The organism is Devosia sp. 2618 (assembly GCF_040546815.1).
In the GTDB taxonomy this organism is placed as follows: domain Bacteria; phylum Pseudomonadota; class Alphaproteobacteria; order Rhizobiales; family Devosiaceae; genus Devosia.
Genome location: NZ_JBEPOO010000001.1, coordinates 1,690,673 through 1,705,139, shown reverse-complemented (window position 1 = coordinate 1,705,139; position 14,467 = coordinate 1,690,673). Strand labels below are relative to the sequence as shown.

The 14,467-nt window shown below is 61.5% G+C and carries 11 protein-coding genes and 1 tRNA gene; 5 read left to right on the top strand and 7 right to left on the bottom strand.

Annotated features, from left to right (window positions below):
* Positions 1-3: 3 nt before the first annotated feature.
* The 3 genes from ABIE28_RS08565 to ABIE28_RS08555 all read left to right on the top strand — a co-directional run bounded on the left by ABIE28_RS08565 (position 4) and on the right by ABIE28_RS08555 (position 3,221).
* Positions 4-1,140 (top strand): amino acid ABC transporter permease, encoded by a 1,137-nt coding sequence (locus ABIE28_RS08565; RefSeq protein ID WP_354061950.1) that lies wholly within the window; start codon positions 4-6, stop codon positions 1,138-1,140.
* 3 nt (positions 1,141-1,143) lie between these two features.
* On the top strand, positions 1,144-1,944 hold the full coding sequence (locus tag ABIE28_RS08560) for an amino acid ABC transporter ATP-binding protein (protein WP_354061948.1): 801 nt from the start codon (positions 1,144-1,146) through the stop codon (positions 1,942-1,944).
* 254 nt (positions 1,945-2,198) lie between these two features.
* A complete protein-coding gene (locus tag ABIE28_RS08555) occupies positions 2,199-3,221 on the top strand; it encodes an amino acid ABC transporter substrate-binding protein (RefSeq protein ID WP_354061947.1) in 1,023 nt (340 codons plus the stop codon).
* 3 nt (positions 3,222-3,224) lie between these two features.
* On the opposite strand, the gene ABIE28_RS08550 is transcribed toward ABIE28_RS08555, so the two are convergent.
* From ABIE28_RS08550 to ABIE28_RS08525, 6 genes are all read right to left on the bottom strand, one after another.
* Positions 3,225-3,941, bottom strand: coding sequence for an alanyl-tRNA editing protein (locus tag ABIE28_RS08550; RefSeq protein ID WP_354061945.1), 717 nt, complete (start codon positions 3,939-3,941; stop codon positions 3,225-3,227).
* 8 nt (positions 3,942-3,949) lie between these two features.
* Positions 3,950-5,401 (bottom strand): cardiolipin synthase, encoded by a 1,452-nt coding sequence (cls, locus tag ABIE28_RS08545; protein WP_354061944.1) that lies wholly within the window; start codon positions 5,399-5,401, stop codon positions 3,950-3,952.
* A gap of 64 nt (positions 5,402-5,465) precedes the next feature.
* The gene (locus tag ABIE28_RS08540; RefSeq protein WP_354061942.1) at positions 5,466-6,515 is read right to left on the bottom strand and encodes a cysteine synthase A; all 1,050 of its coding nucleotides are present in this window, start codon (positions 6,513-6,515) and stop codon (positions 5,466-5,468) included.
* 155 nt (positions 6,516-6,670) lie between these two features.
* Positions 6,671-8,077, bottom strand: coding sequence for a cryptochrome/photolyase family protein (locus tag ABIE28_RS08535; RefSeq protein WP_354061940.1), 1,407 nt, complete (start codon positions 8,075-8,077; stop codon positions 6,671-6,673).
* 48 nt (positions 8,078-8,125) lie between these two features.
* Positions 8,126-8,581: an SRPBCC family protein gene (locus ABIE28_RS08530; protein WP_354061939.1), complete on the bottom strand. Its 456-nt coding sequence runs from the start codon at positions 8,579-8,581 to the stop codon at positions 8,126-8,128.
* An 8-nt stretch (positions 8,582-8,589) separates the two neighbouring features.
* Complete coding sequence (locus ABIE28_RS08525; protein ID WP_354061937.1) at positions 8,590-9,813, bottom strand: MFS transporter; 1,224 nt, start codon at positions 9,811-9,813, stop codon at positions 8,590-8,592.
* A 232-nt stretch (positions 9,814-10,045) separates the two neighbouring features.
* Between ABIE28_RS08525 and ABIE28_RS08520 the strand changes: the two genes are divergently transcribed.
* Both ABIE28_RS08520 and treY read left to right on the top strand, forming a co-directional pair.
* Positions 10,046-11,890 (top strand): alpha-amylase family glycosyl hydrolase, encoded by a 1,845-nt coding sequence (locus tag ABIE28_RS08520; RefSeq protein ID WP_354061935.1) that lies wholly within the window; start codon positions 10,046-10,048, stop codon positions 11,888-11,890.
* A complete protein-coding gene (gene treY, locus ABIE28_RS08515; RefSeq protein WP_354061933.1) occupies positions 11,887-14,286 on the top strand; it encodes a malto-oligosyltrehalose synthase in 2,400 nt (799 codons plus the stop codon). The genes ABIE28_RS08520 and treY overlap by 4 nt, the downstream gene beginning before the upstream one ends.
* A 91-nt stretch (positions 14,287-14,377) precedes the next feature.
* Here the strand turns inward: treY and ABIE28_RS08510 are convergent.
* Positions 14,378-14,452, bottom strand: a tRNA-Asn gene (locus ABIE28_RS08510).
* Between the last annotated feature and the right edge of the window lie 15 nt (positions 14,453-14,467).

Sequence of the window (14,467 nt, the reverse complement as noted above, 5' to 3'; positions counted from 1 at the left end):
CCCATGACCACGCACTTCATACGTTCGGAAATGGTGCCAGCCCAACCCGCACCCCATCGCACCAGCGGACCCATCCTGTGGCTGAGGACACGCCTGTTCTCATCCATTCCCAACACCATCATGTCGCTGGTGGTGCTCGGCCTGCTGTTCTTGATCGTCCCGCCGATGTTCTTCTTCCTCGTTCCCACCACCTTTGGTGGCCACGCCATTCCGTTCGGCCTTGAGCCGGATGCATGTCGGGTGCCAGGGGCAGGGGCGTGCTGGGCCTATATCGGCGCCCGCATCAACTTCTTCATCTACGGCTTTTATCCACCCGACGAGTATTGGCGCCCCAATCTGGTGTTCCTGCTCGGCGCGCTGCTGATCGTGCCGCTGCTGATCCCACGGGCGCCGTTCAAGGTCATCAACGCCGTTCTGTTCTTCGTCGTGTATCCGGTCGTCTGCTTCTACCTGCTCAATGGTGGTGTGTTCGGTCTTCGCTCGGTGCCGACCGAACAGTGGGGCGGCTTGCTGGTCACGCTGATCATCTCGCTGGTGGGCATCATCTGCTCGATCCCGCTGGGCATTCTGCTCGCCCTCGGGCGACAGTCCAAGCTGCCGATCATCAAGACGCTCTGCATCATGTTCATTGAGCTGTGGCGCGCCGTGCCGCTTATCACCGTGCTGTTCATGGCCTCGGTCATGCTGCCGCTGTTCATGCCGCAGGGCACGACGGTCGATAAGCTGCTGCGGGCCCTGATCGGCGTCACTTTGTTCAGTTCGGCCTATCTTGCCGAAGTGGTGCGCGGCGGCCTTCAAGCTTTGCCGCGTGGCCAGTACGAGGCGGCGTCGTCGCTTGGCCTCAGCTACTGGAAATCCATGGGTTTCATCGTGCTGCCACAGGCGCTCAAGCACGTGATCCCGGGCATCGTGAACACCTTCATCGCCCTGTTCAAGGACACCTCGCTGGTGTCTATCGTCGGCATCTTCGATCTGCTGAATGCCGTTCAGTCAGCAGCGTCCGATGTCGTCTGGGGTTCTCCCACCCAGGCCATGACCGGCTATCTTTTCGCCGCGTTCGTCTTCTGGATTTTCTGTTTCTCCATGTCCCGTTACTCCATGTATATGGAACGCCGCCTGGACACTGGGCATAAGAGGTAAGCCATGAGCCAAGTCTCCGAAACCACCGTCGATCGGAGTATCGACACCTCGCACATGAAGGTCTCCCAGACCAACGTGGCCATCGAAGTGATCGACATGCACAAGTGGTATGGCGATTTCCATGTGCTGCGCGACATCAACCTCAAGGTGATGGAGGGCGAGCGCATCGTCATCGCCGGCCCCTCGGGCTCAGGCAAGTCGACGTTGATCCGCTGCATCAACCGCTTGGAAGAGCATCAGCAGGGCCAGATCATCGTCAATGGCACCGAACTGACCGCCGACCTCAAGCGCATCGACGAAGTGCGCCGCGAAGTGGGCATGGTGTTCCAGCACTTCAACCTCTTCCCGCATCTGACAATCCTGCAGAACCTGACACTGGCCCCCATCTGGGTGCGCGGCATTCCCAAGGCAGAGGCCGAGGCGACTGCCATGCACTATCTGGAGCGCGTCAAAATTCCAGAACAGGCCAACAAGTTCCCCGGTCAATTGTCCGGTGGCCAGCAGCAGCGCGTCGCCATCGCGCGTTCGCTCTGCATGCAGCCCAAGATCATGCTGTTCGATGAGCCCACCTCGGCCCTCGATCCAGAAATGGTCAAGGAAGTGCTCGAGGTGATGATCAACCTCGCCGAAGAAGGCATGACCATGATCTGCGTGACCCACGAAATGGGCTTTGCCCGTCAGGTCGCCAACCGCGTCATCTTCATGGATCAGGGCCAGATCATCGAGCAGAACGAACCCGAAGCGTTCTTTTCAAACCCACAGCACGAACGCACTAAACTCTTCCTCAGCCAAATCCTGCACTGAGGTCGGACCAAGAATAGCGTTCGGTGTGCGTCAATCATTCACACCGAATGCCTCCCAACCGCGATGCCATCCCGGCCTTGGGCCGGGATCCATATTGAGATGGTGGTGGGTGCCCCATCGCACATTGCTCCCCCACACCAATATACCGCTTGACCTGCCGCTTTCGCACAAGCCATTGGGCCGCGCGGGTTGACCCTCAGATCATGCCTGCCAATATAGCGCCAATAACAGGGGAAGCCCCTAGAGTGACTGGTGTGTTCAAGCGTGTACTGACTATGGCGGCGGGCCTGGCCTGCGCGCTGACGCTTGCCGCGCTGCCCGCCCGCGCCACCACACTCGAAACCGTGCGCGAGCGCGGTTTCCTGATTTGCGGCGCCACCAATCCCTTGCCCGGTTTTTCTCAACAAGATGCTGAAGGTCGCTGGTCTGGCTTTGACGTCGACCTCTGCCGCGGTATCGCCGCCGCCGTCTTCGGCAATCCCGACAAGATCGAGTTCCGCTCGCTACGCGGCGAAACGCGCTTCGCCCCGTTGCAAACCGGCGCCGTCGATGTGCTGACCCGCAGTGGTCCATGGACCGAACGCCGCGACACCGTCTATGGCGCCACTTATGTCGGCACGGCGTTTTTCGACGGTCAGGCCTTCCTTGTGCCCCAGGCCCTCGGCGTCGTCTCCGCCTTTGAGCTCGACGATGTCAGCGTCTGCGTCCTCGATGGCGGCGAAGAAATGGAGCGCATCCAGGACTTCTTCTTCGTCAATCAGGCTCGCTATTCCGACGTACCTTATGAAGACGTCGCCGACCTGTCGGCCGCCTATCAGGCTGGCTTCTGCGATGTGATTTCGGCGTCCAGCCGCCAGCTTCAGGCCATCCGCCGGCTGCTGCCCGTGCCGTCGGCGCATCGCATCCTGCCCGAACGCATCTCCAAGGAGCTGCTGGGCCCTGTGGTGCGCGACAACGATTCCCAATGGTTCAACATCGTCCGCTGGACCATGTTCACCCTGATCAATGCCGAAGAAGTCGGCATCACCTCGCAAAACGTCGAATCCCTGATGGCGACCCGCACCCCGTCCATTCGTCGTATTCTGGGCGTTGATGGCGACTACGGCACGCCGCTGGGCCTGAGCAAATCCTTCATGGCCGATGTGATCCGTGCCGTCGGCAACTATGGCGAACTCTATGATCGCCACTTCGGCCCGCAGACCGGCGCTGCGCTGCTGCGTGGCCAGAACTCCCTCTGGACCAATGGTGGGCGGCTCTACGCGCCGCCCGTGCGCTAGGCCTTAGTCTGCAAACAGCAGGTTGACCCGACGGTTCTGCTTGCCCTTGTTCTCGATCTTGCCCAGCGTCACCCGGCCGATTTCGGACGTATTGCGCACATGCGTGCCGCCACACGGCTGCAGATCGACATCGCCAATACGGATCAGTCGAACGCGGCCCTGACCCATCGGTGGCTTCACATTCATCGTCTTGATCAGATCGGAATTGGCGGCCATTTCCTCATCGGTGATCCATTCCTGCGTCACCGCGTGACCGGCAGAAATCATCGCATTGAGCTGGGCCTCAAGCGCGGGCAGATCGGCCGGAACTTCCGGCATGCTGAAATCGAGCCGCCCCTTGTCCTCGCCGATGGAACCGCCCGTCACCGGGAAGGCAAACACCACCGACAGCAGATGCAGCGCCGTATGCATCCGCATCAGCCGATAACGCCGCTCCCAGTCGATGGTCGCGACCACTTCATCGCCCACCTTGGGCAGAGTCTGGCCCTCGGCCGGCACATGCACGATCCGCGTCTTGTCGCCGTCCGGATGCACCGCGCTGGTGATCACAACCAATGTGCCATCCGCCAGCTGGATCGTGCCGCTATCGCCCGGCTGGCCGCCAGACGCCGCGTAAAACACCGTTTTGTCGAGAACCACGCCACCGTCCTCGGTGATGGCCACCACCGTTGCTGGCGTGGATTGGAGATAGCTGTCTTCGCGGAACAAAAATTCGGTCATGAAAATACTCAGAGCAGGGGAGAAAGCAGGCGCGCGGCCTGCGTGAGAAAACGCATCGGCCAGGTCCGGCCCTTGACCTCATCCATATCGACCTTGCGGCAATGGTTGAAGTCCTCGGTCAGCATCGCCTCGACATTGTCGATGGTCTGCCGGTCGGCAAACCACAGCGTGATTTCAAAGTTGATGGCGAAGGACCGGTTGTCGAAATTGACGCTGCCGATGGTGGCGATTTCGTCGTCCATCAGCACCACCTTCTGGTGCAGAAAACCGTTCTGATAGCGATAGATCGATACGCCATGCTCGATCATCGCATCGGCATGGGCGATCGAGGCAAGCCAAACCATCTTGTGATCCGGTTCATTGGGCAACATCACGCGCACATCGACGCCGCGCAGTTTGGCGGCAAACAGGGCCGTCCGAATATCGGTGTCCGGCACGAAATAGGGGCTGACGATCCACAGCCGCTCCCGCGCCCGCCCGATAATGTCGGTGAACGCAATGGCGCATTCTTCGAGCTTGTCCGCCGGCCCGCTGCCCATCACCAGCACCGACTGATCGCCGGGCGTCGCTACCGTTTCAGGGGGTGCGTCGGCCAGAAACTGCCCCGTCGCCCATTCCCAGTCCTCGCGAAACAGCAGCGCGCAACCTAGCGCTGCCGGCCCCGACACCCGCACATGCGTATCGCGCCAGCGCCCGAAGCGCGGGTCTTCGCCGAGATATTCGACGCCCACATTGTGCCCACCAACCCAGGCATGCTCGCCGTCGGCCACCACGATCTTGCGATGATTGCGATAGTTGATCCGCGTCGGACCGTAAAAGCGCAGGAACTTGTGCCGCTGATTGAACCCGGCCACCTTGATGCCGGCATCGCGCAGTTGCGTCCGATAGCGGCGCGGCATGCCGGTGCTGCCGATATCGTCATAGAGCAGAAAGACCTCGACGCCCGCATTGGCGCGTTCGATCAGCCGCTCAGCCAGTTCCTTGCCCAGCGCGTCGTCGCGCACGATGTAGAACTGCACCAGCAGGTATCTTTTGGCTTGGGCGATGCCCTCGAAAATTGAGTCGAACGTCGCCTTGCCGTCGACAAGGATTTCCACCTCGTTGCCGTTGAGAAACGGCACTTCCGACACCTTCACCTGTACCGGCCATTTGTGGCTGGTTTCGCGGTCTATCAGCGCCAGGTCCTTGGCGCGCAACGGGCGGGCCGAGCGGCCATTGCGAATGCGGTCGGTAGCGTAGTCGTCAAACGCCTTCCAGCCAAAGATCAGGTACAAAAACGCCGTCGGCATCGGCAGCAGGGCCAGCGCCAATATCCAGGCAATGGAGCCCTGCGAGGTGCGCGAATTCATGATCTCGCGCACGGCGCAGACAAACGCCAAAAGATAAATCGCGGCCGTTATGGCCGCGACGATGTGCAGGTCAGCAATTATCGCGCGCAAAAAGTCATCAATGCCGATCAATGGGCCCTGCTTGGTTGGTAGGGCCGCACTCTATCAGCGCAGAATGTTTGGACAATCCCGCCCGTCAGGCGACGACCGGCTCGATCACGCTCGAAATGTCGATGGGCGCACGATCTTCCGTCCAGCGCGGCACGGGCAGGCCCTTTTCGCGCAGGAAGACCGGGTTGAAAATCTTGCTGGCATAGCGATTGCCGTAATCGCAAAGGATCGTGACGATGGTCTTCCCAGGACCCAGATCACGCGCCAGCCGCACTGCACCCGCAATATTGATGGCGCTCGAACCGCCAAGGCATAGACCTTCATGCTCGAGCAGGTCGTAAATGTAGGGCAGGGCCGCGCCGTCCGAAATCTGATACGGATAGTCGATCTTGAGGCCTTCAAGGTTCGCCGTAATGCGGCCCTGACCGATACCTTCGGTGATCGAATTGCCCGACGATTTCAGCTCGCCATGCGCGTAGAAATTGTAGAGCGCCGCACCCTCTGGGTCCGCGAGGCCAATCTTGATGTCCGAATTGCGTGACCGCAGCGCTTCCGCCACGCCAGCCAGCGTTCCGCCCGAACCGACCGAGCAGATAAAGCCGTCGATCCGGCCATTCAGGTCCTGCCAGATTTCCGGCCCGGTGGTTTCAATATGCGCGCGCCGGTTGGACGTGTTGTCGAATTGGTTGGCCCAGACCGCGCCTTCGGGCAGTTCGCGGTTCAGCTTTTCGGCCAGCCGCCCCGAAATCTTGATGTAGTTGTTCGGGTCCTTGTAGGGCTTGGCCGGCACTTCGATCAGCTCGGCGCCATAAAGGCGCAGCGCGTCCTTCTTTTCCTGGCTCTGCGTATCGGGGATGACGATCACCGATTTAAAGCCCAGTGAATTGGCCACCAGCGTCAGCCCGATGCCCGTATTGCCCGCCGTGCCCTCGACGATGGTGCCGCCGGGCTTGAGCGCGCCGGATTTGACAGCATCATGGATGATGAACAGCGCCGCACGATCTTTCACCGACTGGCCGGGATTAAGAAATTCGGCCTTGCCCCAAATATCGCATCCCGTGAGCTGGGACACGCGATTGAGACGGATCAGCGGCGTATTGCCAATGGCGGCGATGAGATCTTGGTGCTTGGACATGGATCAATCTGGCTGGTCTTTGAGTGACTTATGGTAGGTGCCGTGCTCGCCACCCGCAACCCTATACGGTCATCACGGCAAGGCTTTTCGCGAGCACATTCCCCAACGCAACGCCTGTGCGCCTATGTTGATTTCGAGCAATACCATTCCGCCAGTTACAGATGCTTGGATGCCTCCAGCGCACGAACCCGCGATGTCTTGAGGTCAACGATGGGGGCCGGGTAGGTCTTGCCGATCACGACGCCAGCTTTCCTGAGCACATCTGCCGGCGCATCGGCTGGCTGCTGTACCCATTTGTCTGGCAGCGCCGCGATTTCCGGCACCCAGCGCCGCACATAGTCGCCGCTGGCGTCAAACCGTTCGCCCTGCGTTACCGGATTGAAGATGCGGAAGTACGGCGCGGCATCGAGCCCGCAACCGGCCACCCATTGCCAACTGGCCGGATTGCTCGCCACATCGCCATCGACCAGACAATCCCAGAACCACGCTTCGCCCAGCCGCCAGTCCACCAGCAAGTTCTTGGCCAAAAGCGAGGCGACCAACATGCGCACCCGGTTCTGCATATAGCCGGTTTCCCAAAGCTCGCGCATGCCCGCGTCGACAATCGGCAACCCGGTCTGCCCTTGCTGCCAGGCGATCAGATCGTCCTCGGCCCCGCGCCACGGCATGCCCGCATATTTGGGCTGCATCGGCACGCTGGCGATATCTGCCCGATGATAGAGCTGGTGATAGCTGAAATCGCGCCACGCCACTTCCGACAGGAATTTGTCGACCGCTTCCTGCTTGGTGTGATCGCCATGGGCAATCGCCTGTGCCGCGTACCAGATCTGCCGTGGGCTGATCTCGCCCGCCCGTAAATGGGGCGACAGCCGCGACGTTGCCTCCTTGGCAGGGACGTCGCGCCCGTCTTTATAGCCGTCCAGCCGCTCGTCCAGAAAATCCACCAGCGCCAGCTGCGCAGCAGTTTCCCCAATGGCCCAATACGGCGCCATCTTGGGGCTCCAATGGGGTTCACGATAGTCCGAGTCCACCGGCATGGCCTTGATCGGCCCGCCCGCATCCGGCCGCCGTAATGGCTGCGGGATCGGCATGTCGCGAAGCGTTTTCCAGAATGGCGTGAACACCGAATAGGGTTTGCCCTGACCGGTTTTGATATCCCACGGCTCGACCAGCACATTGGCCGCAAACGACTCAACGCTGACGCCATCCTGCTTGAGACTGGCCTTGATCGCCGCGTCGGCTTCCCGTTGACAAGGCGCATAACGCCGGTTCCAGAATACCGCGCCCGCCTTGTGCCGCGCTACCAGTTCCGGCACCAGCTTGAGCGCATTGCCGCTCTCGACCACCAGCGCAATGCCGCGCTCGGCCAAGGCCGCACCCAGATCGACAAGGCTGTGATGCAGCCACCAGCGCGCAGCAGCGCCGGGCGCGCGCACACCCTTGGTCGTCTCGTGAATGTAGAGGGCAATGACCACATCGCCCGCGCGGACGGCTGCGCTGAGGGCGGGGTTATCGGCAATGCGCAGATCGTTGCGCAGCCAGACTAAGCTCGTCGATGTCATGAAAAGGCCTCCGCTGCTGATACGCCCCGGAGGCCCTTTTGGTTCAGCCTATTCCATCACTTCGGCAAGATGCTCGAGCGCGGCGCTCCACGCCTCGATCGAGAAAATGCGCGATTCTGGGTCGGTATGGGCCAGACCGCGTTCCGTCAGCGTCAGCCGTGTCTGGTCTTCGCCAATTGCCTGGAAGGCGATTTCGAGCACGAAGATCAGGTCTTCGCCGTCTTCCTCATCGTCCTTGTGCACCCAGGACATGACCAGCTTTTCGTTTTCGACGAACTGCAGGATCTCGCCACTGACGACGTGATCTTCCGGATCTTCGTCATCGCCGAAGGTGGTGAACTTGTATTCGCCGCCCTCGAACGCATCGAGTTCGGCCTCGTCGGCCTGCCACTGTTCGATCAGTGCCGGATCGGTCCAGGCGGCAAACACGTCATCGATATGGGCGTCGATGGTACGGGTCAGCGTGATCTGGCTTTCGCCGTCGATATCCATGCCGTTGCTCATAATGTCTCCTAAGACTTAGGCGAAACCTGCCGGCGCAATTCTGCGGTCCGTGGCAGGAAGATGGTGAGAAAACCCAATATGGGAAGGAAAGCGCAGTAGGCAAACACCTGCACCATGCCGATTTCGTCGGCGAGGGCGCCCAGCACCGCCGCGCCGATGGCGCCGATGCCGAAGGCAAATCCGAACACGAAGCCCGAGACCATGCCCACCTTGCCCGGCACCAGTTCCTGCGCATAGACCACGATGGCCGAAAACGCCGATGACAGGATCAGCCCGACAATGATGCTCATCGCCGCCGTTCCATAAAGGTCCATATAGGGCATTGCCAGCGTGAAGGGCAGGGCGCCAACAATCGATCCCCAGATCACGGTCAGCCGCCCGAAGCGGTCGCCGATCGGCCCGCCAAAGAACGTGCCCACCGCAATCGCGCCCAGGAACATGAATAGATAGAACTGCGCGTCCTGCACCGGCAGGTTGAACTTCTCGATCAGGAAGAAGGTGTAATAGCTCTTGAACGTCTCGATATAGACGTACTTGCTCAGCAGCAGCGCCCCGATCACCGAGAACGCCACGATCAGCCGATTGCGCGAAATCGCAGGCTTGATCGGCTTGGCAATCGGACCGGCCGCCGCAGCCTGACGCTGATGGGCAGCATACCAGCGACCGACATACGTCAGCAGCAAAATGCCAACCACGGCGACAAAACCGAACCACACCGTGCTCATCTGCCCGAGCGGCAACACGATCAGTGCCGCCGCAATTGGGCCAATGGCCGTGCCCGCATTGCCGCCCACCTGGAAGGCCGACTGGGCAAAGCCCAGCTTGCCGCCCGAGGCCAGCCGCGAAACACGCGAGGCTTCCGGATGGAACAATGCCGAACCAACGCCCAGCACCGCCGCCGCCAATAGCAGCAACAGGAAGCTGTTCGCCGTCGCCAGCATGATCACACCCAGCGTCACGATCAGCAGCGACACTGCCAGCAGATACGGCTTTGGCTTGGAATCCCCATACAGCCCCATCAGCGGCTGCAGCACGCAGGCCGTGATCTGCTGCGCAAGGGTCAGCAGGCCGATCTGGAAATAGTCCAGTTCATAGTTGGCGCGCAGCAGCGGATAGAGCGCCGGCAGCAGAAATTGAATCAGGTCGTTGATCAGATGCGACGCACTGACGGCCAGAATGATGTTGTGCGAAGTACGCACGGCCGGAGGGGCCTTGCTCGTTACCGCGTCCATGAGGGAAATAATCCGATTGCCTGAATTATGAGCAGCCCTAGCGCGCAAACTGAGCGCTGGCAATGGCTTGCAGCCGCGCCGACGACCGCGCGACCCGGTTCGTGACAAAAGCGCCGATCCAGCCCGCATTTGGGCCGCAAAAGCCCAAATTCGTCAGACAAATCATGGCCGGAGGAACGAACGGCGCGGAGGCCCGTTCTGCCAGTTCCTCCTACCGGTCGGTTCAGCATCCATGTCCTATTCTGACTCGCTGGGCGCCGTGCCCGATGCAGCCGGTACACGCTTCACGCTCTGGGCCCTGGGGCGATCCTCGGCCTCGGTCAAAATCGACGGGCAGGGCACCTTCGCACTCTCTGCCGTCGGCGACGGTTATTTCACGGGCCACGTGCCCAATGTCCGCCCCGGCGCCCGCTACACTTTCAGCATCGACGGCGGTCAATTCTACCCGGACCTAGCCTCGCGCTGCCAGCCGAACGGCAATGACGGCGCCTCCATGGTGACGGACTCGGCCTTCCCATGGACCGACGCCCTCTGGCCCGGGGTGCAGTGCCCAAATCAGGTCATCTACGAGCTCCACATCGGCGCCTTCACCAGTGAAGGCACATGGCAATCCGCCAAATCGCGCCTCGCCGCATTGCACGATCTCGGCGTCACCGTCCTCCAGATCATGCCCGTCGCTACCTTCAAGGGCCGTTTCGGCTGGGGCTATGACACCACGCTTCCCTACGCCCCCTTCGCGCCCTACGGCTCCCCCGACGACATGCGCGCCTTCATCGATGCCGCCCACGCCCTCGGCATCGGCGTCATTCTCGATGTCGTCTACAATCACGTCGGCCTCGGCGATCACTACCACGCCTATAGCGACCACTATTTCACCACCCGCTACGAAAACGAGTGGGGCGCCAGCTTCAATTTCGATGGTGAAGGCAGCCGCGCCGTGCGCGATTTCATCGTCGGCAACGCCGTCTACTGGGTCCGCGACTTCCACCTCGACGGCCTGCGCATCGATGCTGCCCAAGCCATGTTCGACGCCAGCGACGACCACATCATCGCCGAAATTTCGCGATCCATCCGCGCCGCCGCCGGTTCACGCCAGCTTTATCTCGTGGTCGAAAACCAGCCGCAGGAACACCGGATGATCGATTCCCCGGAGCGGGGCGGCTATGGCCTCGATGCTATGTATAGCGACGATTTCCAGCATGCCGTCCGCGTCGCCATCACCGGCCACAACGATTTCTACTATCGCGACTATCTCGGTTCGCCGCAGGAGCTGGTGTCAGCGATCAAATACGGCTTCCTCTATCAGGGCCAGCGCTCCGACATGCGCGACAAGGCCTATGGCACCGACAATCTCGATACCGCCCCGGAGCACTTCGTCCATTTCCTCGAAAACCACGATCAGGTCGCCAATTCCGCCCGCGGCTTTCGTCTGGCTGCGCTGACCTCGCCAGCCCGCGTCCGCGCCGTCACCGCGCTGCTCCTGCTCGGCCCGCAAACCCCATGCCTGTTCCAAGGGCAGGAATTCGGCACTACCAATCCATTCCTCTATTTCTTCGGTCTCGACGGCGATGATGCCAAGGCCGTCGCAGAAGGCCGCCGCCATTCCCTCACCAACTTCCCCAGCGTCGCTGATCCCGCCATGCAGCTCTTGTTGCCCGATCCCGCCGCGACCGAAACCTTCAAGCTCAGCAAACTCGACTGGTCCGCCCAGAACAAAGCCGTCCTCGCGCTACACCGCGACCTGCTCAGGCTCCGCCGCACCGACCCTGCCTTCTCCCAGACCACCGACCGCCGCATCGACGGCGCCGTCATCGGGGATGCCGCCTTGCTCATCCGCTATCTGACGCCAGCCCCGGCAGGCCATCGCCTGCTGCTGGTCAATCTTGGTCGTGACCTGCAAATTGGTGTCGTCGCCGAACCGCTGCTCGCCCCGCCACGCGGCCATAAATGGAGCCCCGTCTGGTCGAGCGAACATCCCGACTATGATGGCGCCGGTCGTCGCCCGTTCGATCCCGCACAATTCTGGATTCTCCCCGGCGACACAGCACTCTTGCTGAAAAGCGAGCCGCGCCCATGACTGTGCCGCGCGCCACCTACCGCTTGCAGCTCAACCAGCATTTCACCTTCGCTGACGCCAAGGCCCTTGTGCCCTATCTGAACGCCCTGGGCATCAGCCACGCCTACCTCTCGCCCATCCTCAAGGCACAGCCCGGCAGCACGCATGGCTATGACACGGTCGATCACACCCAGATCAATCCCGAGCTCGGCACGCTCGATGATTTCCGCGCGCTGGCCCACGTGCTCAAGCAGCACGGCATGGGCATCATCCTCGATTTCGTGCCCAACCATATGGGCGTCGGCGGCGCCGACAACACGCTCTGGCTCGACGTTCTCAAGCACGGCTCGGCCAGCCAATATGCCGACTGGTTCGATATCGACTGGAATGCCGCGCGCCCCGGCATGCAGGGCAAAATTCTGGTGCCCTTCCTCGGCGAAAGCTACGCCGAGGCTCTGGTAACCGGTTCGTTACGCCTCAAGCCCGATGGCGACGGCTTTGCCGTATGGGCCTACGACACCCACAAACTGCCCATCCGCGACGAAGACGCCGCCAAGCTGTCGCTCGACGCCATCGCCGCCCACACCGGCATTCCAGGCAATGCCGAAAGCTGGTCGGCACTCGATGCCCTTATCGCCAACCAGCACTGGCGCATCGCCCACTTCACCGTCGCCTCCGACGAAATCAACTACCGTCGCTTCTTCATCAATAGCGAACTGGCCGGCATCCGCATCGAACGCCCCGAGGTTTTCGACCACGCCCACAGCCTGATTTTCGCGTTGATCGGCGAGGGCCACGTCGACGGCCTCCGCATCGATCACGTCGATGGCCTGCTCGACCCTACAGCCTACCTGCAAACCCTGCGTGCCAGGTCGCCACGCCCGATCTATCTGGCCGTCGAAAAAATCCTCGCCCCGCACGAACAACTCCGCGCCGAATGGCCGGTCGAGGGTACCACTGGCTACGAAGTCGGGGCCATGCTCACCCGCGTGCTCGTGCGCCCCGAAGCCGAGCACAAACTCAGCACCGCCTATGCCGATTTCATCGGCCCCGTCACCTCGCCAGCCGAAGAAGAATTCCGCTGCAAACTCCGCATCATGGACAACGAACTATCCGCCGAACTGACCACGCTAACGCGCCAAGTCGCCGCTATCGCCTGGTCATCCAAATTCACAGCCGACCTCACCGAAGCCGCCCTCCGCCGCGCCCTGCGCGAAATCATCGCCCACCTGAGCGTCTACCGCACCTATGCCGACGAAAAGGGCATGTCGCCGCGCGACCATCGCGAAATCGCCCTCGCCATAGCCAAAGCTCTGCTCACGCGCCCGCACACCCCAGCCGCCGTGTTCGATTTCGTCGCGGCGCTCCTATGCGGAAATCTGCCACCGGCCTACGACGTCGCTGCCATCACCGCCGCCATCGGCCGCTTCCAGCAATATACCGGCCCAGTCATGGCCAAGGGCCTCGAGGACACCGCCCTCTATCGCTACAACCGCCTTGTCGCGCTCAACGAAGTCGGCGCGCATCCGGATCGCTTCAGCACCTCCATCGCCGCCTTCCACGACAGCAATCGACGCCGCCTCAAGACCCATCCGCACAGCATGCTCGCCACTTCGACGCACGACACCAAGCACGGCGAAGACCTCCGCGCCATCATCGCCGCCATCGGTGACGAACCCCAAATCTGGCACGCAGCCACACGGGCATGGCAAGCCATGCTTCCCCCGCACGCCATCGCCGCCAGCGATCTCTATCTGTTGCTGCAACTCATGCTGGGTGGGTGGCTGATCAACGGCGATCTCACAAATTTCGCCAACCGACTCAAAGCCGCCATGACCAAGTCTGCCCGCGAAGCCCGCCAACACAGCGATTGGGCCGTCATCAATGCCGAATACGAGGGCAAGGTTTCCGATCTAATAGACGACCTGCTGGCCAACCCCGAATTTCTCGCCAGCTTCCACAGCGTCCACGAACCGCTCGTCGCGATCGGCCGCCGCAAGGCGCTGATCCAGCTCGGCCTCAAACTCACCATGCCCGGCGTACCCGACATTTATCGCGGCGCCGAAGACTGGGAACAAAGCTTCGTCGATCCGGACAATCGCCGTTCGCTCGATTTCACCAGGCTCGCCAAGGCCTTGGCAGCACCCTTCGAGGGCCGCGATGACAAAATGATTCTGACCCAAACCCTGCTGCAACTGCGCCGCCGCCTGCCGAGTCTCTTCTCTGAGGGAAATTACGAGGCGATTGACCTGGGCCCCGACCTGCTGGCCTTCCGCCGCACCCATAATGGCGACAGCCTTACCCTGGTCGCCGATCTGTCGCGCGGCCACACATCCAGCCTGCCCATACAGCGCGCCAGTCCCGCCACCACCATCTATGGTTCGGCCGCCGGGCCGCTCTGGATCGGCATGTCCTGACAGCACAAAACCTTCAGCCTGCCGGTAGCAGCTGCATGAAAACTTGTGGTCTGTGGGGGAGGGGTGAGTGACCTAAGTCACTGGAAACGAATGGCTCCGCGGGTAGGATTCGAACCTACGACCAATCGGTTAACAGCCGATTGCTCTACCACTGAGCTACCGCGGAATACCTATTCGTGTG

Bases quoted from the DNA above. Each gene is read 5' to 3' on its own strand.
- ABIE28_RS08565 (WP_354061950.1), top strand. From the start codon at position 4: ATGACCACGCACTTCATACGTTCGGAAATGGTGCCAGCCCAACCCGCA.
- ABIE28_RS08560 (WP_354061948.1), top strand. From the start codon at position 1,144: ATGAGCCAAGTCTCCGAAACCACCGTCGATCGGAGTATCGACACCTCG.
- ABIE28_RS08550 (WP_354061945.1), bottom strand. From the start codon at position 3,941: ATGACCGAATTTTTGTTCCGCGAAGACAGCTATCTCCAATCCACGCCA.
- ABIE28_RS08540 (WP_354061942.1), bottom strand. From the start codon at position 6,515: ATGTCCAAGCACCAAGATCTCATCGCCGCCATTGGCAATACGCCGCTG.
- ABIE28_RS08535 (WP_354061940.1), bottom strand. From the start codon at position 8,077: ATGACATCGACGAGCTTAGTCTGGCTGCGCAACGATCTGCGCATTGCC.
- ABIE28_RS08530 (WP_354061939.1), bottom strand. From the start codon at position 8,581: ATGAGCAACGGCATGGATATCGACGGCGAAAGCCAGATCACGCTGACC.
- ABIE28_RS08525 (WP_354061937.1), bottom strand. From the start codon at position 9,813: ATGGACGCGGTAACGAGCAAGGCCCCTCCGGCCGTGCGTACTTCGCAC.
- ABIE28_RS08520 (WP_354061935.1), top strand. From the start codon at position 10,046: ATGTCCTATTCTGACTCGCTGGGCGCCGTGCCCGATGCAGCCGGTACA.
- treY (WP_354061933.1), top strand. From the start codon at position 11,887: ATGACTGTGCCGCGCGCCACCTACCGCTTGCAGCTCAACCAGCATTTC.